We start from the raw sequence: 24,420 nt of genomic DNA on the forward strand, positions 1-24,420 counted from the left end.
GGCCTGTCGACGTTCATAAGTCTCGATACAGACAGAAGGCTAAACCGTTATCGCTCATTGACCTCTATCGTCCTTCGTGAAAGCGTAGTCGTGCCCGCAGTCTTCTGGAGTACGGTACTCCTCCGCGGCACGGGCCATCAGTGTCTCCCAACCCTCACTAAGGTCGGCTACCCGCACCGCAAGGTGGCCCCACGCGTCGCCCATCTCGTAGGACCGACCGTCGTGATTGTAGTGAGTTTGATATTGTCGGCTGTAACTATTTGAAGCGATAGAGTCTAATTCCGGTCGGCTTGCGGCCACAAATCCCAAGATGGTCGAATACGTCTTCACGTGATTACAGCCGACAGTATGAGGAGCACGCCCTCCCGATGGTTGTCCTCGGGCGCGAGAAAATATTGATGAATGTCCTACTTCGGTACGTCTCTTCCCCTCATAGTCGAGGTGGGTCAGGTACCACTCCATTGCCTCGTCGAGGTCCTCTACACGCATCATTACGTAGTCTAGCGTCACCTTCATACGAGAACCGTAACAAGCGCCATGAAAAAGACATCAGAATCCGTTCTGAACCATAACACCTGCCAGTTTCCGCGACTCCCGAACTTGCCCAGTACGCTCAGGTTTTTAATAGATGGCGAAATACTATCGGGGTATGGCGACCTCCGAACAGACATCTGAGACCGCGGAATTTGTAGTCGATAATATCGGTGGTATCGACAATACCCAGATTTCAATTCCACCCGGCATAACCGTTCTCACCGGCAAGAACGCTACCAACCGCACCTCGTTCCTTCAAGCTATCATGGCTGCGATGGGAAGCAACCAAGCGACGCTCAAAGGCGATGCCGACGAGGGCCGCGTCCAGCTTGACCTCGACGGTGAGACCTACGAACGGACGCTCACTCGTGCAGGTGATGCAGTCGCGTTCGATGGCGACGGCTATCTTGACGATCCCGAAGTCGCAGAGCTCTTCGCGTTCCTGCTCGAAACCAACGAAGCGCGTCAGTCTGTCGCCCGTGGCGACGACCTTCGCGAGATTATCATGCGCCCCGTCGACACCGACGACATTAAAAATAGAATACGCGAATTAGAAGAAGAAAAAGACGATCTCAATGACGAATTGGCCACTATTGAAGATAGAAAAACAGATCTCTCCGATATCGAACAACATAAGGGGCACATACAGGAACAGATACAGGAGAAAAAGGACGATATTGCGGATAAAGAAGAAGAAATAGACAAGAGTAATCAAGGTATCGAGTCGAGTCGGCAAGATCAGGAAGAACTGGAAGCAAAACTCGACGAACTTCGCTCGACGCGCTCAGACCTCGAATCGACGCGTCGCCAAATCGAGACGCAAACCGAGAGTATCACGTCACTCAAACAGGAACGGAGCGAGCTCGAAGCCGACCTCGAAGAGTTGCCCGAAACGCCGATGGGCGACCACCAGCACCTCGACACCGAGATCAAACGGCTCCGCGAGAAACGCCAAACGTTGAATGCCCAGATCTCCGACCTCCAGAGCCTCATCGAGTATAACGAAGAACGATTAGAGGAGGAAGACTACGAGGTGCTTGAGACGCTCGAGGCGGCTGATCAGTCCGAGTCAGCCGGGTCACCGACCGACGAACTGCTTGCTAACGGCGACGACGAAATCACCTGCTGGACGTGTGGGTCAAACGTTGAGCGTGACCAGATCAAGGACACTGTCGAACGACTCCAAGAACGTCGCCAGAACCTAGTGCAGGAACTGAACGACGTCAAGTCGGAGCTCGAAGACTTGAAAGCCGAGCAACGCGAGGCCAACCAGCAACAAAATCGGCGTGAAGAGATCGAGCGCAAACTCGCGGACATCGACGACGAACTTGAGAGCCGCGATGCGCAACTCGATTCACTCAAAACCCAACGTGAAGAGCTGACCGACGACGTCGAAACGCTCGAAGCCGATGTCGACGATCTCGAATCCGAGGACTTCGAGGAAGTGCTCTCGCTCCACAAAGAAGCCAACCAACTCGAATTCGAGATCGATAGTCTGGAGTCTGATCTGGCGGAGGTCACCGAAGAAATCGAGGAGATCGAGGCTATGCTCAACCGTGCCGAAGACCTCCGAGAAGAACGCGAAGACTTGGTCGAGCAATTGACCGACGAGCGCACGAAGATCGACCAGATTGAAGCCGACGCCGTCGAGGAGTTCAACGAGCATATGGACGCAGTGCTCGAGATTCTGGACTACGAGAATCTCGACCGGATCTGGATCGAACGCGTCGAACAGACGGTGCGTGAGGGCCGACGGAAAGTCGACCAGACAGCGTTCGATCTCCATATCGTCCGGACCACAGAGAACGGGGCGGCCTACGAAGATACGGTCGAGCACCTGAGCGAAAGTGAACGCGAAGTTACGGGATTGGTCTTCGCATTGGCTGGCTACCTTGTCCACGACCTGCACGAGACGGTCCCGTTCATGTTGCTTGACTCGCTGGAAGCAATCGATTCGGACCGGATCGCCCAGCTCGTCGACTACTTTGAGGAGTACGCCGACTATCTCGTAGTGGCACTGCTTCCGGAAGACGCAGCGCCACTCGGCGACGACGTGTCCCAGATTACTGCTATCTGAACGGTAGCACTCAGTTATCCTCAGCTACTCTGGTAGTGTCGCTTGTACTCATACCCGTGATTTTAATGATATCGCTCAGCGATACTGCGACTCTATTGCCCTCACAAACTGTCGGTCGACGGGGAACGGCCTCGATGACATTATCAGGGTAATCGCTTCGTTCTTAAACGACTAGCTGAAAGCATGAGTGAGATTGAGAATGCATGATTGGCAGTATCGAAAGACGGTGTTGGCGGTCTGTACGCTCGCGCTATTCGTTACGGTGTTCGGCCGGCTCGCTCTCAGTCCGGTCGTCCCTGACATCGCGACCGAGTTTCACACGTCAAACACGTTGATCGGCGGGGCATTGACTGGAATGTGGTTGACGTATGCCCTGACGCAGTTCCCGAGTGGGATTCTCGCCGATCGGTTCGGTGATAGACGTCTTATCCTCGCTTCGGTCGGTGGAACCGGTCTCACAGCGCTGCTTATTGTTGCCGCTCCAACGTTTGGTGTCTTCGTCTTGGGTGTCGTCCTCCTGGGAGCTGTCGCTGGGCTTCACTACAGCGTCGCGACGGCGCTTATCACGCGAATCTACGATGGCATTGGGACCGCTATTGGGATCCACAACTCAGGGGCACCGCTCGCGGGACTATTGGCTCCCGTGGTCGTTTCGTGGGTTGCCGTCAGGTTCGGCTGGCGGCCTGCAGTGGCGCTCGGGACGCTCGTCGCGATTCCGATCACCGCACTGGTCGCGGCCGGGATTCGTTCGTCTGAACCCCGTCAACCTGATCAGCCAATGCGCGCCCAAGTCGACCGTGACGAGATCGCAGAGATACTTACTCGGCCAGCGGTCGTCTTCACTGGCGTCATCGCGATCCTCGTCGAATTCTCCTGGCAGGGACTTGCTTCGTTTCTTCCCGCTTTCTTCGTCCAGTACCACGGCTATTCGCAGACGCTTGCAGGCACACTGTTCGCGGTATATTTCGTGGTTCAGGGCGTCCTCCAGACTGGCGTGGGAGTCGTCGCTGATCGCTTGGGCCGGGACATCGCTATCGTGTTCTGTATGATAGTCAGCATCGCCGGCATTGGATTGTTGCTCCGTGGGTCTGGCATCGAACAAATTGCTCTCGGCATCGGACTGCTCGGATTGGGCATGAGCTGGGGTGCAGCGGTATTCCCTCGGTTCATGGACCGTATCGACGAAGGCGAACGCGGCTTTGGCTTTGGGCTATTCCGGACTGTGTATATGATCGTCGCCGCTACGGGATCGGTCATCCTCGGGTTCCTTGCCGACCAGTACGGGTGGATCGTCTCTCTTGTATTTCTCGTAACACTCTTTACGCTCGTTTGTGCTCTCCTTGCAATCAACTCTCTATTCTCACTTAATTACTGAATCCCGTTAGGTGCTTCAGATCGAATCGCTGTGCTGTGTTGAAGAGCATTCTCAGCAGTAGAATTCGTGGGTTTAGAAGGGTGAAGATGAGGGAGTCAACCTTTGGCTATGGAGGTGGATCTCCTAAACTTCATTGAGCGGTGTCGGCATCTGGCTAAACGAGCGTTGGGGAAGCACGCGGGCGAGCTCGCTGGAAGCATGTCGTCATTCACTGTTTTCGGCGTGAAGAGGGCCATAACTTCCGGGAGACAGAGATTCGGTTAGAGTACATGACTTCGTTGCTAGAGGTACTTGACTTGGATGAGGAAGACGTCCCGGACTTCACCACGCTCAACAAATCCTTCGATCGGTTCGAAATATGGGTTTGGCGGGCGTTGCTGCGCTGAAACGCGCAGCAACTCCCGCAGTCCAGGCACGTCACCCTCGACAGCACGTTCTTCGACCGCAGCCACGCATCGGTATACTATCTTGATCGGTCGGATCGGTCGGTAAAGAGACTGAAAGTGACGATACTAACCACCACGGAGTTGCTTGCTGTCTTCAACGTGCAGTGTTATGCGCAGTGGCGGCATGATACGAAGGCTGGGCCGCAGGTCGTCCGCGTTCCGGCGGACGACCTGTATACCGTCATCGCAGACACCGGCTTCCAAGACTGGCATACCGAGTACTACACACTCGACGTTGAGTCGGTTATTCACTATCGTGGCTCCTCGCTGAACGCCGTGGGAAACAACGCGGTGATTCGAGAATGGGACTACACGAAACGGTGGATGGCTGAAACGTCGTATTCGACAGTGAAGCGCTCGCTCGGTGATTATCCTGCTCTGTTCACAAGGAATACACCTAGAATGAGAGGTACACCTCCACCGACAATGCTGATATCAATGCTCTCTCCGAGGAGGATAGACCCGAGCATAATTCCGACAATCGGTTGAGCAAAAAAGTAGACGGCGACAGTACTTGCATCCGCGTACTCCATTCCCTTGTACCAGCAATACCACGCTACTGCAGTACTCATAAGTCCGAGATAGAGAACTGCACCGATAACAGGAAGCGTTACCGAAACCGAATCCAATGCGGTCGGATGCAGGTAAAGTTCGACCGGAACTAGCGCTCCGAACAATGGAACCGACAGTACGGTAGCGTACGTGGCTGTTTCGAGTGCCGAGTACCGTTCAATGAGCGGCTTCCCGAAAGCGGAGAAGGCGGCGAAACTGAAGGCTGAAAACAACAGGAGTCCGACTCCAAAGAGGTTCCCATTAGTGAATGTATTTACCTCGTATTGGCCCAAGAGTACGACGAGCGTCCCGACAGACGCCAGACCAGTCCCAACCACCTTCCCTCGTGTGAGGTGTTCTCCGAGTGTGGTCACTCCGAGTACAACCATGAATACAGGAGTCAAGACAGTGAGCAACGACCCCTGACTCGCGTTCGTCAGATCCGTCCCGACGAACTGCGTCGTGAGCGCCGCTGTGAGCCAGATTGCGAGCGTAGCGAATCGCCACCATTCCTGGCGAGAGAACGAACGGGCAGGTGTCGTCACACAAACGCCCAGATAGAGGACACTCGCACCGATTACGACTCGGAGGAACGCTAACGTGAGGGGTGGGATCTCACTAAATCCCCACTTGCTGACAACGTACATACCACCCCACAGTACTGTAGCGGGAAGCGGGGCAGTCGCCAAGATTCGTTTGCGGTTCATTGAATGAATATATGTTCTCGGGGACTGAGAGTATGTAGGTTCGTATCCTAACTTGGATTGCTACCGCCGAACTCTTCACCCGATTCCTGAAAACGGTTGAGTGTGGTGAGTGAGGCTCCGATGAGTTTACGTTCGGCTCGGCGTAGCGTCTTCGAGATCGCGGCGTCTGATACACCACACCGCTCACCGAGAGATGCCAGTGTCTCTTTTCTTGGTGTTTCATAGTATCCGTATTTGAACGCGGTGTCGAGGACTCGGCGTTCGGTCTCCGTCAGTTGTTCGCACGCAGTAATGAATGCAGAGGCAGCGCCCATGTGATGATACACGCTAGACTCGACACGAGTATCAAGGGAAGTGCGTTCGACGACCGTAAATTCTTCACAACGGTCAAGCTTTGATAATGCAGTGTCGATGGCCGATGGAGAAGTAAATCCGAGATGCCACCGCTCACGTCCTCGACAATTAGTGAAAGGACCAACTACAGCTCCACCGTGAGTAGTGATTGTAGCGATTGCATTCGTCTTATCGAACCGTACTTGGAGGGTTGCGTGTGTGTCGTGCTTTCGCTTCAGTTCAAAATACTGCATTGCGCTGGCATCCCTGAGCGCTTGAATACCAGACTCTAACTCGGACCGATCAGCCGATGAGGACTCGACCCACAACTCCCACTGTTGGGATTCAGGCGAGTAGTTCCAGTATGGAGTGATAAATTCCACTTCGTGGTTGGCAGATGCTCGTGTTAGCGGGCAATCATCTTGCCAGAGATCAAGAGTAACACGATACATATCCGAACCTTGTACTGATACACATTAAATGATTTTATCAGCACCCGTGAGAGGTCAGTCTTTCATAATCAGCTATATTCACAAGTTTGGGCATTTTGGTAGCTCGGCAATCATACTGAGTACACTCAAACAGTCGGTCACATCATATCTGGCGGAATTTTTCACGACAATACGTAGACATTCCATATCTAATGGCCACCTGCTAATGCTCCAGAAACGCACTGAAAATCACGGACTCGTCGGATAGATCTGATTTCGACAAGTAGATAATCGACTCTACGAGGTTGGACAGATACTTGGTCTGGTCCCTAACGGATGTACCACTTGAGGAAATTCTCACTCCGACGGGATTCAGGAGTTGAAGATTGAGAACAAAATTTTATATTATAGTATTATGTAAAATAATATGGGGGTGTGAGAATGATCTGTCACTAGCATCTGTACCACGTCTGACCGTGTATGGATAAGAATCAATATATCCTGAAAGCGCCAAAGTCAAAAATGGACACCCAGAGAAATGAATTAAATTCGCCACTTCTAATGGGTAGGCGCGATTAATTTTCTAATATAGAAAATACTGGTCGTTAACAAGATGCGAATCAGAAGCGCAGGAATTTCTTCGATCTTAGAAAACGGTTCTACAGGTTAGAGGGTTAAAATGCTATATCTGGAATACGGGTTACAGAACTCAATAATTAACAGGAGTACTCTTGTTATACAATGGGTCTATCAACATCGATAGTTCTCCAACAAATGGTGTAGCTGACTTTCCTATATTTCCATATTCGAAAACACACTTTTGAGGTCGAGGAGCTACAATATCCAAATTATATAATGTATATGCCCACTTAATTTATACACTCTAAAAAAGAAATGAAAAATATCGTGGTCCACTTTCTAAATGGGGTTAGTTTATAAATAGTCTGCTAGCTGGAGTGTCTCTCAGGACACAATGGGGTTTGTCTGTGGCCTCAATTGTCCGAGTGTATCTCTCTGCCATTCCCTGGCGGTGTTTGTTAAGCGTCAAAGGTGAGACGGGCAAATTTCTTGATTCTCTATGCCAGAAATCGCTCGCCTCAGCGGAAATAAAGGCTGAATTGATTTGGGTTTGTGGAGCACAAATGGACACGAGATCTTGATGGTGTTGGGTATGCAAACGCACGTTGCAGGGCTGCCGCTGTCGAATACTGTCGACTTGCTCGATTCGTTGGGTGTCCAACGCAGCCGGAAAGCCATCCATGATTGGGGACAGAAAGCCCATTTACAGCCCGGATCTGGCTGATCTCCGAATCAGATTGCGCTTGACAAGACAGTGATTCGGATCAACGATCAGCAATTCTGGCTGTAGGCCGCTGCTGATCCGCAAACGAGCGATCTGGTTCACGTCCGGTTATTTTCGACGACGACCACTGCTCTCACTGAAATTTTCTGCGCGTACTTTGGCAATGTCGGAATCGCGGTCTTTCTTGTCGATAGCGCTCAACACCTCCAAACTATACTCCAGCGAACTGGTTTCCGATTTCAGATGCATCGCCACGGAAACCGGAACGCTATCGAACGAATCTTTCGTGAGCTAAACCGACGAACCTCGTCGTTTTCGAACTGCCTCAGCTACGCTGACCCGGAAACAGCCGAAAATTGGTTGGAGGGTTCCGCTCACAGGCACAATGTCTCAAACTAAACACTGCCGTGTGTAGAGGAGATGGTTTTATTATCGCGCACCATGATCTGTAGGGCATGATTGCTGAGTCATCAGTGAACCTCTCTGCTGAGGAACCGTATGTCACGTCGTTCGACGCGACGGTCCGTGCCGTCGACGGCCGTGACGTGACGCTGAACAGGACGTACTTCTACGCCGAAGGCGGTGGCCAACCGGCCGACAAGGGAACACTCGCCGGCGTTGGCGTCGTCGACGTCCAGAAACGCGATGGTGAAACGGTCCATACGCTCGCCGAGACACCCGAAATCGAAGTCGGCGAGACGATAAGCGGCGAGGTAGGCGAGCAGTTCCGGACGTACAGCATGCGGGCCCACACCGCGAGTCACGTGGTCTACGGCGTCGGCCGGCAACTGTTCGACAGTCACGGTTACGGCGGGTTCGACATCAGTGAGGATACCGTCCGCCTCGACTTCGACGCCGACGCGGACGCCGACGAGGTGAACGCGCTTACCTTTCAGCGCATGGCCAACGAGGCAGTCTGGGACAGCCGGTCGGTGGAGTGGTACGAGATGGACGTGGAGGAAGCACGCGCCGACGAGGACATCGTGTTCAATCTCGGTGACGCCGACCCGACGGACAGCGTCCGTATCGTGGAAATCGACGGCTGGGACATCTCGGCCTGTGGTGGCACGCACGTTCGGAACACGAACGAAATCGGGCCCATCGAGGTCATCGACGTCTCGAACCCGGGTGCGGACCTCGTCCGCGTCGAGTACGCCGTGGGTCCCTCAGCGATTCAACGACAGATAGACCGGCGACGGAGTGCGTCCCGCGCCGCGGACACGCTCGATACGAGCGTCGACGACCTCGCACGGCGGGCACAGGGGCTGTTGGAGGAGAAGAAGTCGTTACAGGCCGAGGTCGAGGACCTCCACGACCGACTGCTGGACGCCCGCATCTCGTCACTGGCGGCCGACACGACGGCCAGAGACGGAGCGGAGTGGCTGGTTGGCACCGTCGACGGCGTCGGTCCCAACACCGTCGCCGACCGCGTGGGAGCGCTGGACGACGATGTGGCAGACGTAGTCGTCCTCGTCGGACGGGACGGGGCGACGTTCGTCGTCGTCGGCACGAACGGCGAGACGGACGCGAACGCTGTCATTGACGACGTGACCGACGAGTTCGGCGGGGGCGGCGGCGGTCAACCAACCTTGGCACAGGGCGGTGGCCTTGACGTTAGCCCGCGGACTGTCGTCGACTATCTGTGCTAAGAGCACGGTATCTCGTCTCGGCGAAAATGAGGTCTGAACGCCTGTCTCAAGCCGATGCCCTCTGTGGATTTCCCGACACGACCAGGAATCAGAACTTAAAAAAAGAAAAACATTTATATATATTTGTCCACAACAGTAGGTATGGCTCGCTACGATATAGCCATCGTCGGTGGAGGTATCTATGGCTGTTCGGTTGCCAAGCACTTATCAGAAAAATCTGATAAGTCAATTTGTGTGATTGAAAAAGAATATCACGTTGGATCTCATCAAAGTGGCCGGAACTCGGGGGTTCTCACGCCCGGTATTGTCCTTGATTTTGAAAAAAATCCCCGTATGGGTCATTTTGCAGAGAAGGGGTTGAGAGATATCCAAGAGTACTGCCATGAAAATAATATACACTATAAGGATTATGGATTGCTGGTTGTTGCGAAGAATGACGAAGAGGAGAGACGCCTTGAAGAGATAAGGGATAGAAAGACACAGCACGGAATCGAAAAACAACTCCTCACAGAAAGCGAACTCGCCGAAAAGGAACCCCACATTGATGGTCGAGCAGCACTCTTTGCTCCAGAGTCAGGGGCTGTTGACTCTTTGCCGATTGTCCATAGTCTAGCCAGTGAAGCGATGGGCAATGGGGTTGATTTCTTCTTGGGGTATAATGTTAACAGTGTTGATAACGAGTCTAACCCAATAAATATTGAGACAGATAAGGGAGATATCAAATCCAGCTATCTAGTGAATACGACTGGTGCCCATGCCACTAAGCTCGCTCGAGAAATGGGTGTGGTTGAGAACCAATATCAAGCACTCCCGCTACGAGGTCAGTATTATGAACTCAAACCGGATAAGCGCGATTTGATAAATACAGACGTATATCCAACCCCAAGACCGGATCGTATCGAAGACGTTGGAATTCATTTCACTCGACGTCCAGATAACAAAGTAATCATCGGCCCAACGGGGATGATTGCACTCGGTCCGGAAGCATATGGAAAAACTGAGGTCAATTTCGAGAAGATTGTGGAAACATTGTCTTCGAGTAACTTCTGGAAATTCATGGGTTCTAAAGAAGCAATGAAGTCTGCGTGGGAAAATGCGAATATGGTATACAGTAAGTCTAAATTCGTGTCTGAGTGCCAACGGCTTCTTCCAGGGGTTAAAGAATCTGATCTGGTAGAGAGCTATGTTGGTATAATCAATTATCTGATAGACGACAATGGAAAGCAAATCAAAGATCCTGTCTTTGAGTATGGTGAGCGCTCCGCACATATTCTTATGGTATTACCCGGAGTCACCTCTTCTATTTCGATTGGTGATTATATGGCTGATGAAATTCTGCAAAGATATTGATTGAAGGGATCTGTAATTTCGGCACACAGAAGTCGATTTCGTTGATACCGAACGCTCTGTCGGGGGATGTAGACGGTGGTTTTCAGCAGTATTTCACGGAACCCTATCCACCAGTGTCGCACACACACGGCAGCGCTGAGCGTGCACTTGACTGATGAGAAGACGGTTTCTGACTGGACACTGGTGGTAGCGATCACTGTCTATGAAGCTGTTATGGGCGTGATTGAGCCAGTTCATGAGACGATGCTTGATAACCGATCTGCCGACGTCGTTGCGGAGTTCGTCGCGTAAGGGTTTTGATCGTAGACGCAATCGGCGCCAAGACTCCGCAGATCGTCTGCATCGCGCCGGGCGATCTGCGGGCCGATCTTCGTGTCGTGTTTCTTCGATGTGATCTAGTGGATGTCGGTGATGTACAGCGTTTCGACATCCATCAGAGCAATAAAGTTCATTGAAATTATACGGTGGCGGGTGCGGTTGGCATAGTGGAGGTTGGATTGATCTCGGTCGAAGCCAGCCGAGCCGATAGCAGTATGCTCGGTCTGATCCGTGCAAACTACGTGCGGAGGACAGTGTAATAAGGGGGTCTCGTGAGACCGATTTCTTTGACGACGACCGGCATTTCGCTGAGTAAACCCACTTTGACACGGTAGGATTTGCTCAGTTCGACACGGAATTCATGCATCGTGAGCATTGTCCACTCAGCGAACCCACCACCCCCCTTCGGAGTCGGTGGGTTCGCCTAGGCTATCGATAACTGATTTATCCTTAGCCACCGTAGCACGAGTGAAGAGATGGATTTCAGGATAGAACCAAAATACATTACTCAAGAACAGACTCAAGAATGAGTCGTTGTTCGATACGCTTTGCCTCACGCCGTGCATCGTAGACGGCATCGACATTGACGCTAATAGACGTGATGCCGGACTCAACGAGTTGTTGAATCATCTGCGGTTTGGAAGCCGCCTGGCCACAGATACTCGTCGCGACGTCGTACTCGCGGCAAGTCTCGATGACATCGTGGAGCAAGCGCATCACAGCCGGATGCAATTCGTCATACCGGTCGGCGACCGTTCCGTTGTTGCGATCGACAGCCAGCGTGTACTGAGTGAGGTCATTGGTCCCCAACGAGACAAAGTCGAGCCCTGTCTCACAGATCTTTTTGATACAGAGCGCACTAGCCGGTGTCTCGACCATCACACCCCAGCTTCGCTTCTCAGTATCGATGCCCACCTCCTGCATCAGAGTTTTAGCTTCATAGACGTCTTCGGCGTCGTTCACGAGTGGGAACATCAGTTCTACGCTGCCGTAACCCATCTCGTAGAGCTTCTGGAACGCCCGAAGTTGGAGTTTGAAAATGTCTGGTGTAGCAAGCGAGCGACGAATACCACGGTATCCGAGCATCGGATTATGCTCTCGAGGTTCGTCGTTGCCTCCATCTAGTTGCCGGAACTCATCTGTCGGAGCATCAAGTGTCCGAACACGTACCGGTCGAGGGTAGAACGCCTCTGCGACAGTCCGCATTGAGTCAGTGAGTGTGTTGACAAACGCTTCCTCGCCGTGGTCTGCGACGTACTGTTCAGGCGTCTTGTCCGTCGACAGAATCATATGCTCCATCCTGAGCAAGCCGACACCGTCAGCACCCGTTGCCGCCGCCCGTTCAGCGGCCTCCGGTATCGAGACATTGACTTTGATGTCAGTCGCCGTCATTGGTTTATCCGCAGTACTCTGTCGAGATGGCGACTGAGCATTCTTTATTGACGATGTTTCGCTGTCAGATGCTCGCTTCCCATCAGCCACGACACCGCGGTCCCCATCAATGGAGACCACCTGATCGTCAGTGAGAGTTTGTGTCGCGGTTTCAGTTCCGATGACAGCCGGGACACCTAGTTCGCGAGAGACAATCGCGGCGTGACTCGTCATGCCACCTTCGTCAGTGACCAACGCACTTGCCCGTTTCATTGCGGGCACCATATCTGGCGTGGTCATCTCCGTTACAATGATATCTCCTTGATTGACTTTGTCGAGTTGATCAAGTGTACCCACGATACGGACAGCACCGGTCGCCGTTCCTGGGCTGGCGCCGAGACCGTCGACCGAATAACTTCGATCGCCTTTTCGGTCACTCGTGATTCCGTCAATACCCCGTCCCGATGCACCGTCGCTGTGTCCCTCATCTATAGTAGTTATCGGTCGGGACTGCAGAAGATACACATTGTCGTCACTGATCGCCCACTCAACGTCTTGTGGTTGCCCGTAGTGGTCCTCGACGAGTTCGCCTAATTGATGAAGATCGTCTATCTCCTGATCATCAAGCACCCGCTCAGTCTGTTTATTATCTGGGACATCTTTTTTCAGAGTCTCTCCGGTCTCGGGATCTCTAACATGCATCGTCTTCTTCGTCGCAACGGTCACTGTCTCAACCGAGTTAGCCTCCCGGTCGTATGTGTAGTTGTCAGGAGATACTTCACCTGAGACGACCGCTTCTCCCAAACCCCATGCTGCTTCAATGGTAATCTCTGGTTCACCAGTTGATGGATGGCTCGTGAACATGACACCGGATTTCTCGGCGTCGACCATTCGCTGGACGACGACGGCGATGTCGACCTCGCGGTGGTCGAAGCCCTGTTCGTCGCGATAGTAGATGGCTCGCTGGGTGAACAGCGACGCCCAGCACCGTTTGATGCGGTCCAGCAGGTCCTCGTGGTCTACGTTGAGGAATGTCTCTTGTTGCCCCGCAAACGATGCATCAGGGAGATCCTCAGCGGTCGCTGAGGACCGTACCGCCACAAACGGGTCATCTTGGAAGTCTGCATAGGCATCAAGAACTGTCGACACAACGCTGTCAGGGAGCTCTGCACTGAGAATGAGTTCTTGAGCTTGCTGTTCAGCCGCTGCGAGAGCTGTTGAGTCCTCACTATCCACGTCAACCGTGTCAAATAGTTTCTCAGCGATTCCGGCCTCTTCAATGAACGCCCGATATGTATCAGAAGTAACAATAAATGCGGAAGGAACGGGGAGTCCCGCTTCTTGCAACTCACCGAGTGAAGCACCTTTGCCGCCGGCAGTCTCTACATCGCTCGTGCTAATGGCATTCAGCCAAGCTACTGGCATGTATACCTATATTGAAACTACTCGTACTAAAATCGGCCGATGAAGAGATCTTCAGTACCTTGGATAGAGCGATATTATGAACGTCACTCATGTGAAGCACGTTGTTGGTGAGTCAAAGGACAGTGTAGACAATTTCTACGAGACTTTCTTGTCCGAGTTTGCTTAAGATTTGGCGGCGAAGCTGAAAGGCTCTGAGATACGGCGCCAACTTGTCTTTTGAGACGCTTCGGCGTGGCTCCCGCAAGTGTTCACATGCACGTCTCCACCGGCATATTCGCCTTCACCACGAATGACTCCTTCTCGCTGGTAAGTTTCGTCGTCTTCTAGTGGTGTGCTCAAAATCCATCCGTGTAGACGGTCAGCAACCCCTCCTCGAAGTCACCGAGGAGGACTCCTACGTTCGAATCGTCAGTGGATTTCGCTGGCACGACGTATCGCCGAGCACTGCCAGAAGCAGGGAGTGTGAACACGGTGGCTTGCCCTCAACATAGCTTCCACGACCACGTTTCGAGAGGCAACGCGAGCGCGACTCCTGGTCGTACTTGCGGCCTTTTGTCGTAGCGTCTAATTACGAACTCGGGGACAGCTCAGAAACCACGAGTATCTCATTGCAATAAGGGCCTTTTGACCCCTATTTAGGGTCGTGAGCCACTCTACTGTTCTGCCACAGCAATCGCTTCTATCTCGAGTGCCGCTCCTTTGGGTACTTCTCCAACCTCGATAGCGCTCCTCGCAGGTGGATTCTCATCGAAGTAATCACTATATGATTGATTGAATTCTTCAAACGTATTGATATTATCGAGGAATACTGTCGTTTTCAGTACGCTGCTCATTGAAGCTCCTTCTGCCTGTAGTATCGCTTGAATGTTATCGAGACACTGCTTGGTCTGATCTTCGATTGAAGCGTCATCAAGTAACTCCCCCTCCCTCGTAAGTGGAAGTTGGCCTGATGTTAGAATCAGACTGCCGTCTGTCGTCGCTTGGCTGTAGGCTCCAATAGCTGCAGGGGCGTCGTCAGTACTAATTATCTGCTTCACAGCTCATTGTTTATACTACCCTCAGTTAAATCCCGATGTTCCGATAAGCGAGTCAGGCAACGACGTCAGTCTGTCCGACTACTCACATGGCATTGTTCCAAAGATATTTATCCACCATCTCCGATTGTCGGGATATGGTCTTCGAACAGTCACTAGACCAGGTAGCACCGGATACTGCCCAAGCCATCAACCAAGAACGGGAGCGCCAAGAGGCGACATTAGGAATGATTGCATCAGAAAATCACGTTTCGAAGGCTGTGTTAGAGGCCCAAGGGAGTGTTCTGACGAACAAATATGCTGAGGGGTATCCTGGAAATCGATACTATGGTGGGTGTGATCATGTAGACACTATTGAGAACCAGGCGATTCAGCGTGCAAAGGAGTTATTCGGAGCGGAGCACGTCAACGTTCAGCCCCATAGCGGGACTCAAGCGAACATGGGCGTGTACTTTTCCGTTCTAAACCCAGGTGATAGGATTTTTTCGCTTTCCCTTTCTCACGGAGGACATCTGTCACACGGGCACAAGGTAAATTTCTCAGGCCAACTCTATGACGTCGAACAGTACGAAGTCGATCCAGAAACTGGCTATATCGATTATGACGACATGGCCAGACATGCCGATGAGTTTGACCCTGATATCATTGTTAGTGGATCATCAGCGTATCCCCGTGAAGTGGAGTATGATCGGATCGCTAAGATTGCAAGAGAGATCGATGCATACCACCTTGCTGATATCGCACACGTAACCGGTCTTATCGCGGCTGATGTTCACACGTCGCCTGTTGGTCATGCAGATTTCATCACAGGGAGTACGCACAAAACGATCCGAGCAGGACGCGGCGGTATCATCATGTGTCGAGACGAATATGCAGACGACATTGATTCTGCAGTATTCCCCGGTTCACAAGGTGGTCCGCTGATGCATAACATCGCCGGAAAAGCTGCTGGGTTTGGCGAAGCACAGACCGATAGCTTTGTTCAATATGCTGAGCAGGTCGTTTCGAACGCTAAGGCTCTTGCAGACGTCTTCAATAATCAAGGACTTTCACTGGTCAGTGGTGGGACAGATAAACATCTCCTGCTTGTTGATCTCCGAGATTCTCATCCAGATCTCACAGGGAAGGAAGCCGAATCCGCCCTCTCCGATGTCGGTATCATCGTCAACAAAAACACGGTACCTGGAGAAACGCGCTCACCAATGGTTACAAGTGGAATTCGAGTAGGAACTCCATCTCTCACGACACGGGGATTTAAAGAGGGAGAAATGGAGGCCGTTGGTGAACTCATTGTGGATGTGCTCAACAATCCGGACGGTGAAGCGGTTTGCGATCGGGTAGCTTCGACGGTTGATAATCTCTGTAGCGAATTCCCGATATATGCGGGAACCCCGCCATGAGTTCTATCTGAGCGGCTTGTAGAACCCTCTTGCAGTCCGGCGTTTTCGTTCTGCGGTGTGTTTCTACGGCTTTGGCCACGATCGGATCCCAGAGGCGTTTTTCCTTATTGTGATTTGAGACGGATTTTAACAGAGCGTCTGAGCTTATACTTCATTCCCTCTCCGATCTGTAAACAGGGAGTGGTATTTTTGGGGTAAGGATGATCCAAATAGTGTCTTGTCCGAATCGTTACTCGATAAAAAAGCCCATTCGACTTTTTGGATAGGCGGATAGATAATTATATCTAATATCTGATGAAATTACTGACCGTATTCAGCAGATTCTACGCGATTTTCGATGCTTTCAACAGCATATCCTTCGCCTCTAATTGCATCCACAATCTTATTAGAGTGTTCGGAACCCTGCGTCTCGATGGTGAACACAAGGGCTGCTTCACCGACATTCAAATCCGGTAGTGCTCGATCGTGGCGTACGTTATGAATATTTGCCCCATGATTCGCGATGACCTCTGAGATTTCTCTCATTTTCCCGGGGCGATCATTGATCCGAACTCGAAGCCGGAGTATCTGTCTACGGTTAGTCAAGGCATGAATAAGCACTGTCTGAAGCATCGTAATATCCAAATTCCCCCCGCTGAGTACGGGCATTACTTTCTCGCCAGTTACGTTAAGTTCGTCACTGAGAATCGCCGCGACTGGCGCCGCAGCTGCCCCTTCAACGACCTGCTTCGCACGTTCTAGCAATAGGAGAATAGCATTTGCGATTTCAGTGTCAGTAACCGTAACTACGTCATCTACGTGCGCATCAATGAGATCCAATGTCAGTTCCGAGATTCCGCCGGTTGCGATACCATCTGCAATCGTTTCAACCTGATCGAGAGTGACTGGAATACCTTTATTCAGACTCTCATGAACGGTTGATGCCCCCTCGGCCTGAACCCCGACAACGCGAGTCTCAGGCGAAAGGTGATCGAGTGCAGTTGCAACACCGCTTATCAACCCCCCTCCACCAATTGGGAGGACGACAGTGTCGATCTCTGGATAATCTTCGTACATCTCGATTCCTAACGTACCTTGTCCAGCGACGATTTCAGGGTCGTCGTACGCATGAACGAATTCTACTTCTGGACTTTCTGCCTGAGACTGCGCGTATGACATCGCTTCTTGGAAGTCTTGACCGACAAGTTCGACTGTGCCCCCATAACTACGAGTAGCATCGATCTTTGCCTGTGGAGCTGTTTCTGGCATGATGATCGTGGATTCTGCTCCACATTTCGCTGCTGCAAGTGCAACCCCCTGTGCGTGATTTCCGGCACTCGCAGCGACGAACTTATTGATCCCCCTATCGACCGCTTGTGAGATCTTATTGTATGCACCTCTCGTCTTGAATGATCCAGTCCATTGCAAATGTTCCATTTTCAGGAACACATCACTGTCGGCCATTTGTCCAAGAGATGTACTACGTTCTACTGGTGTGCTCTTAACGATTGACCGATCGTTTGCTCGTTCGTTGGCTTGTTCAATATCGTCGTAACTCACGCCAAAACAATTTTTCTCTGCCATTATCTGAGTCTATTATTGTACTATTTTGACTGTCGGTTGAATAATAACGAATTTGTACAGTTATCTTCGAAAACTAATGTGGTAGCTATTCAGTGGAATAACCGTTTAATCAACTAATGGCTCTGCCTGAACTGTTGCATCGTATCGAGTCCCTTCATAGAGGACCTCGACTTTGGTTCCAGGTTCAGTGTATTCCGGCGGCAAGTACGTATATGCGATACACGCACCGATGGTATAACCATACTCAGCGCTGTGAACGTATCCGATCTGCTCATTCCCGTCAAGTACTGGCCGATGAGACAGTACTGTCTTTTCATCGTCGTCCAACGTCAGGCACGCCACCTTGTGGTCGATGTTGTCGCCGTCGGCAGCCGCGGCGACGGCCTCCTTGCCGATGAAGTCGGTTTCGAGGTCGACGGCCCAGCCGAGGCCCGCCTCGTAGGGATTGTGTTCGGTGTGGAGGTCCTCGCCCCACAGACGGAACCCTTTCTCGATGCGCAGGGCGTCCAGCGCGCCGTTCCCGTACGGTCGGATGTCGTACTCCTCGCCGGCCTCCATGATGTGTTCCCAGAGGAGCTCGCCGTACTCGGCGGGCGTGTACAGTTCCCAACCGAGTTCGCCAGCGTAGGACACGCGGAGTGCCGTGACGGGCACGTTCTTCACGAAGAACTGCTGGCTGGTGAAGAACGGGAAGGAGTCGTCCGAGAGGTCGACGTCGGTGACCTTCGAGAGCACCTTCCGGGCGTTCGGGCCGGTACAGACCATCGCGGCGAGGTTCGAGGTGACGTCGTTGACGAGGACGCCTTCGGGCGACTGCTCTCGGACCCACGCGACGTGGTTGTTACCCACCTCGCGACCGGTGGTCAGGAGCAAGTAGCGGTCCTCGTCCGTGCGCGTGACGGTGATGTCGGCGCGGACGCCGCCGCCCTCGTTGCACATGAGCGTGTACTTCACGTCGCCCACGTCGATGTCCATGTCGTTCGTACAGAGATACTGGACGAACTCGCCGGCGTCCTCGCCGACGACCTCCATCTTGTTGAAGGAGGTCATGTCGTGCAGGCCGACGTTCTCGCGGACGTTCAGCGCCTCCGCGCCCTCGATGGGTGAGTAGTACTTGCCTTCCCAGCCCTCACGCTCGGGAATCTGGTCGCCGTACTTCGCCAGCAGGTCGGCGTTCTCGTCGAACCACTGCGGTTCCTCCCAGCCAGCCTCGGCCCACAGTTCGGCGTCCCACTCCTCGTGGGAGTGATACATCGGCGTCCGCCGGATGTCCCGCTGTTTGTCCGTCCACACCCACTTCGGGTGCATGATGTTGTAGACGATGCGGTACTCCTCGCCGCCGATGTCACGTGCGAAGTCCCAACTCCCCTCATGCTCATCGAATCGATTGACATCAGCGTGCGCGAGATCAATTCGTTCGCTATCTAATCGGGGAACGCCATTTTCCATCCATTCAGCAAGAGCCTTTGCCGCACCACCAGCATGAGTAACCCAAATACCTGCAGCGACCCAGAGACCATCAGATCCTTGAACAGGCCCCATCACAGGCAAACCGTTCGGCGTTTCGGAGAACATCCCATTGTATTTGTATTCGAGTTCTTTGCCCTTGGTGGCAGGAAGTAGTTCGTCACTAGCCTGTCGAGGCGCTTTATCGGGTCGGTCTGGATGGGTCGGATTTTCCATATGATGTTCGGTGAACTCGTGGACCGACCCCTGTTCACCGTCCGGGTCATTCCCGCCAAGTTCCTGTGGGTCCGGAACAATTGGTTCGTGATTGTACGACCCGATCCCATAGGCATCACCGTGGTTCCGGAAATACATCGCATTGTCTTGATCCCTAAGAATCGGACGATCGGGTCCTACAAGCAATCGTTTTGCTTTCTCGCCCGAGACGTTCTGGTAGTTCTCAAACAGTGGATGTGTGGTGATATCTACCTCGCTACCCGATAGTTCCTCGAGGGATTCGGTGATAGAATATTGATGTTCGACCGGTGCTATCGGCAGATGGACTCCGATTTTTTCTCCTAGCTGTCTCGCCCAAATGTTCGTCGCGATAACAACCTCGTCACACTCGATGGTCCCGCTTTCAGTGATGACGGCCTGAACGTCTTTGCTGTCCATCTGGATGTCTTCCGTCCGTGTGTGAGGAACAAATGTTGCCCCGTTCTCCATGGCTCTACGGGACAGAGCATCACATGCCACAACACCAGAAACTTGTCCATCGGTAGGCGAATAGTAGCCGCCTTTAATTTGATCAGCGTCAACCAGCGGAAGCTTTTCTTCTACTTCTTCGGGCGAAAGAATTTCTGGGTTTGGAATTCCCCAAGACTTTGCCCACTCAACACGCCTTTGGAGATAATCCATCCGCTCATCGGTTCGTGCAACTTCGATTCCTCCGACTTGGTTGTAAGCTTGTTCGCCATCCTTTCCGTCCAGATCGGAATAGACCTTCCGGCTGTAGTCCGCAAACTTAGACAGAATCCTGTGTTCGTCCGTTTGGAACATGATACCGGGTGCATGCGTAGAGGAGCCACCAGTCGTAGGCATTGGTCCTTGGTCGACAACAACGATGTCTTCTCGACCAAGCTCTGACAGTTGGTAGGCCAGATTGCATCCAACGATGCCTCCACCGATAATGACAGTGTTTGCTCTTGAGGGTAAGCTAGCTTCTGATTCCATCGTTACGTTTCCTGAGTGTACCGGAGAACCAAATATAGCTTTCGGTGGTTAAATGATTGAACATCCAGTTTCGAATACACCCTCTCGTCGCTAATCAAAGCATGTGATAGAATCTGTGCCAGCAATTCTCTAAAAAGGTGAGAGACTTTCCAAAATGGAAATAGTCCATATTTCGATATAGATATTGTTTCTTGTAATGTTGGTTGGGGAGATAATTATTAGCATACAGGAATTGGGACTGGGCGGGCTCCTGATGTTGATAATAAGTGTACTCCCGTTATCCAATTCGCATAGCATCTGTGATAATGTGTATACTCGATTACTAGTCTGCCGGTGCAATCACAGTGAGTAGAGCTAATCTTTGAGATGAGCTCTATACGATCTATTCGATAAAAGGTGCCATCTCACGATTGTGAATCGTGCATTTCTATCCCTAACATGAGTACGTGTGTTACAATTCAAACCAATATAGAAGATATAAACGCTCACCATCAGATACTTCGAGCATGATATTGTACTCGGAACTTCTCAAATCAGAGTAGCCGTATCGATTCTTATACTCTCCTTCTCAGACTTTCCAGTTTAGAAAAGTTCTACTGATGCTTCTTATCAGTGCATACAGTCCATCGATTGGTTCTTTTACTCGCTATCTTCTGACTGTTTTATTTTCTCTTCTATGTTTCTTGCCGTGTTTTCCAATATTTCAACCATTTCTTCATCGGGTGGAAGCAAATACGGTGGCCCAAAAATATCTATTGCTCCTAACACATCTCCCGATGGTTTCGTCACTGAAACAGCCAATGACCGAAGACCCTCCATCGATTCTTGGTTGTTTATCGCATAACCCGAGTCTCGTATCTCCTCCAGTTCGTTGAAGAGACTTTCCTCATTCGTGATTGTATTATCTTGCTCCTTTGAAAGACCCCACTTTTCGATTATTTCCCTCACACGAGCGTCTGAATATTCTGCCAATATGGCCTTCCCACATGCATTGGAATGCATATGGTAGTATTCTCCGACTTGGAAGCCCTCAGGAGTCGAGTCATGGCTTTGATCAAATAACACTAAGATACGACCGTTTTGCTGAATTGAGAAGCTAGTCTCTTGCTCGTATTCGTCATATAGTTTATTCAGTTCTTCTCTTGCAGCTATGTACTCGTTTCTCTCGCGTCCCCGTTTACCAAGATGAAATAATTTAGCGCTGGGATGGTACTTCCCATCAATTTTTGCAATATATCCGTTCTCCTCTAGCGTCTTGAGATGCTTATAGAGCGTACTCTCATGCATCGTCATATGGGTGGATATCTCGGTGAGTGTGGCACCACCCAGGTCGGCTACAGCGTCAAGGACTCTGAGTGACGTAGCACTTGTTTTTCTACGATCGGTGTTTTCCATATCGGCAATCTCTCATGGAAATACATAAGTCTAGCCCCATCTTTAGAGCATGTTGATTAATTGCCATAGTATGCATCGAGGCCGAATAGACAACACTCGTGCGAGCGCGCCGGTGATCTGTTTGCCCGCTGGTGGAGATACCAAACCACAAGCCAACCGCTAGTGGAGTAGCTATATACCTCAATACTCGTAGTCCTCTAGTCTATTTCTGTCATACTCTGACCAGAGTCCGGAAGGTCGTCGATGTGGTTCGCGTCCTCGACGCGAACCTCGACGACCTCTCCAGCCTCATCCATTACTACCACCTGTGCGTACCGGTTGTAGATCTCGATTCCGAGGTACATGATCTGTTCACCTGGGACGCCAGTGCGTGAAGAGACATTCACCCATGCGGAATTTCCCAGGTGCCGAGGCGCGCGGCACCCCGGGCTGTGGCGCCCATGACTCGGCTTCTTTCGCACATGTTCTTTCGCACATGGACCAGTCAACACGACGTGCTCTGTGGCACGGAATAGAGGTCGGTCTCTTTCGCTCCATGCTTGTTTCATGGTGTAGCAGCGTTTCCACCAAGTCAGAACCGCAAGAATATCCATAATGATTAGTTTTATATATTGTACTGTTGTGGTGTCTCATGCCGTGACATCAAATAGCCAACTGACGGAGTCCAATAGGGACTTCCCATGGATAGTGTTGTCAATGACCATTGTGGCCTGGCTTCTTCCATTAGTGGTGTATCTGTCCTATTCAAAATTTGTAGCCCAGCCTTCACAGTTACTCACTGTCCTGGTACTCCTAGTTTTAGTTTGCTTGGTGCCTGTAGCTGCGCTTGTTCTTTACCTCGTTGACGATAGGCACGCAGATGGATATGTCACTGTCTGGGGGTATCGATAATGGTTTCAATATCGTTCCTCATATTCGTGGCTTATGTCATAGGCCTTCTCGGGATAGGCCTGTACTTCTATCTCACGACCGAAAACAATCGAGTGACGGACTACATGCTTGGTGGTCGTGATGTCGGAGTGAAACAAATCGCAATTTCAGATGCTTCTTCACTACAAAGCGGGTTTGTCCTTTTAGCATGGGTTGGAGTCGGCTATACGACTGGTTTGTCTGGACTGTGGTATGCATTCCCGATCACCTTAGTCCACCTCTTCGTATACCGATTCATCGGGTCCAAATTCCGACGACAGTCAGAAGAATTGGGTAGTCAAACAGTTCTTGACCACCTCGCCCTATATTTCCAGGATAGCCGCATCAGCAGCTGGATCCGGACCACCGGTGTCCTTGCTATTGCAGTATTTATGACTGTCTACGTTGGTGCGCAAATAATCGCTGTTGGCGAGACTGTCGAGACCCTTTATGGAATTGACTATACTCTCGGTATCGTAATTGGTGGAACTCTGGTCTTGGCCTATGTGCTGTTAGGTGGCTTCAATGCGTCAGTTTGGACTGACTTCATTCAGGCCCTGCTTGCGATCGTCGCCGTTATCCTACTACCGATCGTCATGATAATGGAGATCGGGGGCCTCTCGGCCTTCATTTCGCAGGCTCGAGCGATTGACCCGACCTTAGTTTCCGCTAACCCAGGTTATGATCTGTCGACACTTCTAATCTGGGCACTCACCTGGCATGGATTCGCGTTGGGTCTCCTCGGCCAGCCTCACGGGTTAATGCGCCTCCAAGCGATTAATTCCGAGAGAAACATTAGCGCCGCGTCTGTGACTGCAGTAACCTGGATGGCCATTTCGTTCATTGGTCCCCTGTTTATTGGAGTCGCTGGACGAATTTTGTTCGGGGAGGTTGGCAACCCAGAAACAGTCGGATTAATCGCTATACAGGAAATGTTCTCTCCGTGGGTTGCAGGAATCCTAGTCACTGGAGTTCTTGGAGTCATCCTCTCCACTACTGATTCGATGATGCTCGTTGTTTCAGCTGACTTCACGAGTTACTACAAGAATGTTCTCAATCCTGAGGCAAGCCAAAGTCGTCTTATCCTGTTGGGCCGCTTTGCCGTTGCTGCTGTGGCGATTATTGGAGTGATACTTGCATATGTGAATTCTGCCACTATATTCGCAGTTATTCAGTTCGCCTATATGGGTCTTGCAGCGGCCTTTGGCATCCCACTCGTGGCTCTTCTGTGGTGGGAGAAGATTACTAGCGAGGCCGTCTTCGCTACGATCCTCATGGGGATAATAAGCACAGTCGCGAATAGGCTCCTCTTCCCAGATTACTTCCCAATCTTCTCGATGATTGCAGCAGTTATCACCATTGTTCTAGTAACTTATCTCTCGCAGTCGGAGGGGACACTTAATATGGGTACAGATGAGAGTGTGAAGGTAGAATCGGACGACTAGATATCCGCTGTACACGACTGTCTTACTGACTGTGCGGCCGAAGCAACGGCTATTCTCGCGGTTCTCCTAATAAACACTATTTTAGCCGAGAGGGAGCCTGCTAAACGGGCGCTCGCGTGATGTT

The 24,420-nt window shown here is 51.6% G+C and carries 14 protein-coding genes and 5 pseudogenes; 8 read left to right on the forward strand and 11 right to left on the reverse strand.

Features of this window, described 5'->3' with window-relative positions; all coding sequences use genetic code 11:
* Positions 1-54: 54 nt before the first annotated feature.
* A complete protein-coding gene (locus G9465_RS26360) occupies positions 55-516 on the reverse strand; it encodes a VOC family protein (protein ID WP_349674926.1) in 462 nt (153 codons plus the stop codon).
* A gap of 133 nt (positions 517-649) precedes the next feature.
* Between G9465_RS26360 and G9465_RS23395 the strand changes: the two genes are divergently transcribed.
* The 3 genes and pseudogenes from G9465_RS23395 to G9465_RS25945 form a co-directional block, all read left to right on the forward strand.
* On the forward strand, positions 650-2,611 hold the full coding sequence (locus tag G9465_RS23395; protein ID WP_166975381.1) for an archaea-specific SMC-related protein: 1,962 nt from the start codon (positions 650-652) through the stop codon (positions 2,609-2,611).
* Between the two features lie 199 nt (positions 2,612-2,810).
* The gene (locus G9465_RS23400; protein WP_166975384.1) at positions 2,811-3,986 is read left to right on the forward strand and encodes an MFS transporter; all 1,176 of its coding nucleotides are present in this window, start codon (positions 2,811-2,813) and stop codon (positions 3,984-3,986) included.
* Positions 3,987-4,094: 108 nt separating this feature from the next.
* A pseudogene (locus G9465_RS25945) lies at positions 4,095-4,801 on the forward strand (transposase); the annotation flags it as partial.
* Here the strand turns inward: G9465_RS25945 and G9465_RS23405 are convergent.
* Together G9465_RS23405 and G9465_RS23410 are read right to left on the reverse strand one after the other, a co-directional pair.
* On the reverse strand, positions 4,801-5,691 hold the full coding sequence (locus G9465_RS23405; RefSeq protein WP_166975386.1) for a DMT family transporter: 891 nt from the start codon (positions 5,689-5,691) through the stop codon (positions 4,801-4,803). The pseudogene G9465_RS25945 and the gene G9465_RS23405 overlap by 1 nt on opposite strands.
* A 47-nt stretch (positions 5,692-5,738) precedes the next feature.
* The gene (locus G9465_RS23410) at positions 5,739-6,476 is read right to left on the reverse strand and encodes a helix-turn-helix domain-containing protein (RefSeq protein WP_166975389.1); all 738 of its coding nucleotides are present in this window, start codon (positions 6,474-6,476) and stop codon (positions 5,739-5,741) included.
* 1,096 nt (positions 6,477-7,572) lie between these two features.
* On the opposite strand from G9465_RS23410, the pseudogene G9465_RS23415 reads away from it, so the two are divergent.
* The 3 genes and pseudogenes from G9465_RS23415 to G9465_RS23425 all read left to right on the forward strand — a co-directional run bounded on the left by G9465_RS23415 (position 7,573) and on the right by G9465_RS23425 (position 10,757).
* A pseudogene (locus G9465_RS23415) lies at positions 7,573-8,157 on the forward strand (IS6 family transposase).
* Positions 8,158-8,213: 56 nt separating this feature from the next.
* The gene (locus G9465_RS23420; protein ID WP_166975391.1) at positions 8,214-9,407 is read left to right on the forward strand and encodes a DHHA1 domain-containing protein; all 1,194 of its coding nucleotides are present in this window, start codon (positions 8,214-8,216) and stop codon (positions 9,405-9,407) included.
* A 141-nt stretch (positions 9,408-9,548) separates the two neighbouring features.
* Positions 9,549-10,757, forward strand: a complete 1,209-nt coding sequence (locus G9465_RS23425; protein WP_166975393.1) for an FAD-dependent oxidoreductase — start codon at positions 9,549-9,551, stop codon at positions 10,755-10,757.
* Positions 10,758-10,801: 44 nt separating this feature from the next.
* On the opposite strand, the pseudogene G9465_RS23430 reads toward G9465_RS23425, so the two are convergent.
* From G9465_RS23430 to G9465_RS23440, 4 genes and pseudogenes are all read right to left on the reverse strand, one after another.
* Positions 10,802-11,587, reverse strand: a pseudogene (locus tag G9465_RS23430) (transposase); the annotation flags it as partial.
* Positions 11,580-13,871, reverse strand: coding sequence for a phosphoenolpyruvate synthase (gene ppsA, locus G9465_RS23435; RefSeq protein ID WP_166975395.1), 2,292 nt, complete (start codon positions 13,869-13,871; stop codon positions 11,580-11,582). The gene ppsA and the pseudogene G9465_RS23430, both read right to left, overlap by 8 nt.
* A gap of 112 nt (positions 13,872-13,983) precedes the next feature.
* Positions 13,984-14,439, reverse strand: a pseudogene (locus G9465_RS25950) (IS1595 family transposase); the annotation flags it as partial.
* Between the two features lie 85 nt (positions 14,440-14,524).
* Positions 14,525-14,908, reverse strand: a complete 384-nt coding sequence (locus tag G9465_RS23440) for a Rid family detoxifying hydrolase (RefSeq protein ID WP_166975397.1) — start codon at positions 14,906-14,908, stop codon at positions 14,525-14,527.
* A 134-nt stretch (positions 14,909-15,042) separates the two neighbouring features.
* On the opposite strand from G9465_RS23440, the gene glyA reads away from it, so the two are divergent.
* Positions 15,043-16,305 carry a serine hydroxymethyltransferase gene (gene glyA, locus G9465_RS23445; RefSeq protein WP_166975399.1) on the forward strand — a complete coding sequence of 421 codons (1,263 nt, stop codon included), beginning with the start codon at positions 15,043-15,045 and terminating at the stop codon, positions 16,303-16,305.
* A gap of 300 nt (positions 16,306-16,605) precedes the next feature.
* Here glyA and ilvA read toward each other — a convergent pair whose 3' ends face one another.
* From ilvA to G9465_RS23465, 4 genes and pseudogenes are all read right to left on the reverse strand, one after another.
* Positions 16,606-17,868 (reverse strand): threonine ammonia-lyase, encoded by a 1,263-nt coding sequence (ilvA, locus tag G9465_RS23450; protein WP_166975401.1) that lies wholly within the window; start codon positions 17,866-17,868, stop codon positions 16,606-16,608.
* Positions 17,869-17,973: 105 nt separating this feature from the next.
* Positions 17,974-20,547: an FAD-dependent oxidoreductase gene (locus tag G9465_RS23455; RefSeq protein WP_166975403.1), complete on the reverse strand. Its 2,574-nt coding sequence runs from the start codon at positions 20,545-20,547 to the stop codon at positions 17,974-17,976.
* A 639-nt stretch (positions 20,548-21,186) separates the two neighbouring features.
* Complete coding sequence (locus tag G9465_RS23460; protein WP_166975405.1) at positions 21,187-21,942, reverse strand: IclR family transcriptional regulator; 756 nt, start codon at positions 21,940-21,942, stop codon at positions 21,187-21,189.
* A gap of 233 nt (positions 21,943-22,175) precedes the next feature.
* A pseudogene (locus G9465_RS23465) lies at positions 22,176-22,286 on the reverse strand (IS110 family transposase); the annotation flags it as partial.
* A 546-nt stretch (positions 22,287-22,832) separates the two neighbouring features.
* Here G9465_RS23465 and G9465_RS23470 point away from each other — a divergent pair.
* Positions 22,833-24,296 carry a sodium/proline symporter gene (locus G9465_RS23470; protein WP_166975406.1) on the forward strand — a complete coding sequence of 488 codons (1,464 nt, stop codon included), beginning with the start codon at positions 22,833-22,835 and terminating at the stop codon, positions 24,294-24,296.
* The last annotated feature ends 124 nt before the right edge of the window (positions 24,297-24,420 follow it).

It is taken from the genome of Haloarcula sp. JP-L23, assembly GCF_011602445.1.
GTDB classification, from domain to species: Archaea; Halobacteriota; Halobacteria; order Halobacteriales; family Haloarculaceae; genus Haloarcula; species Haloarcula pellucida.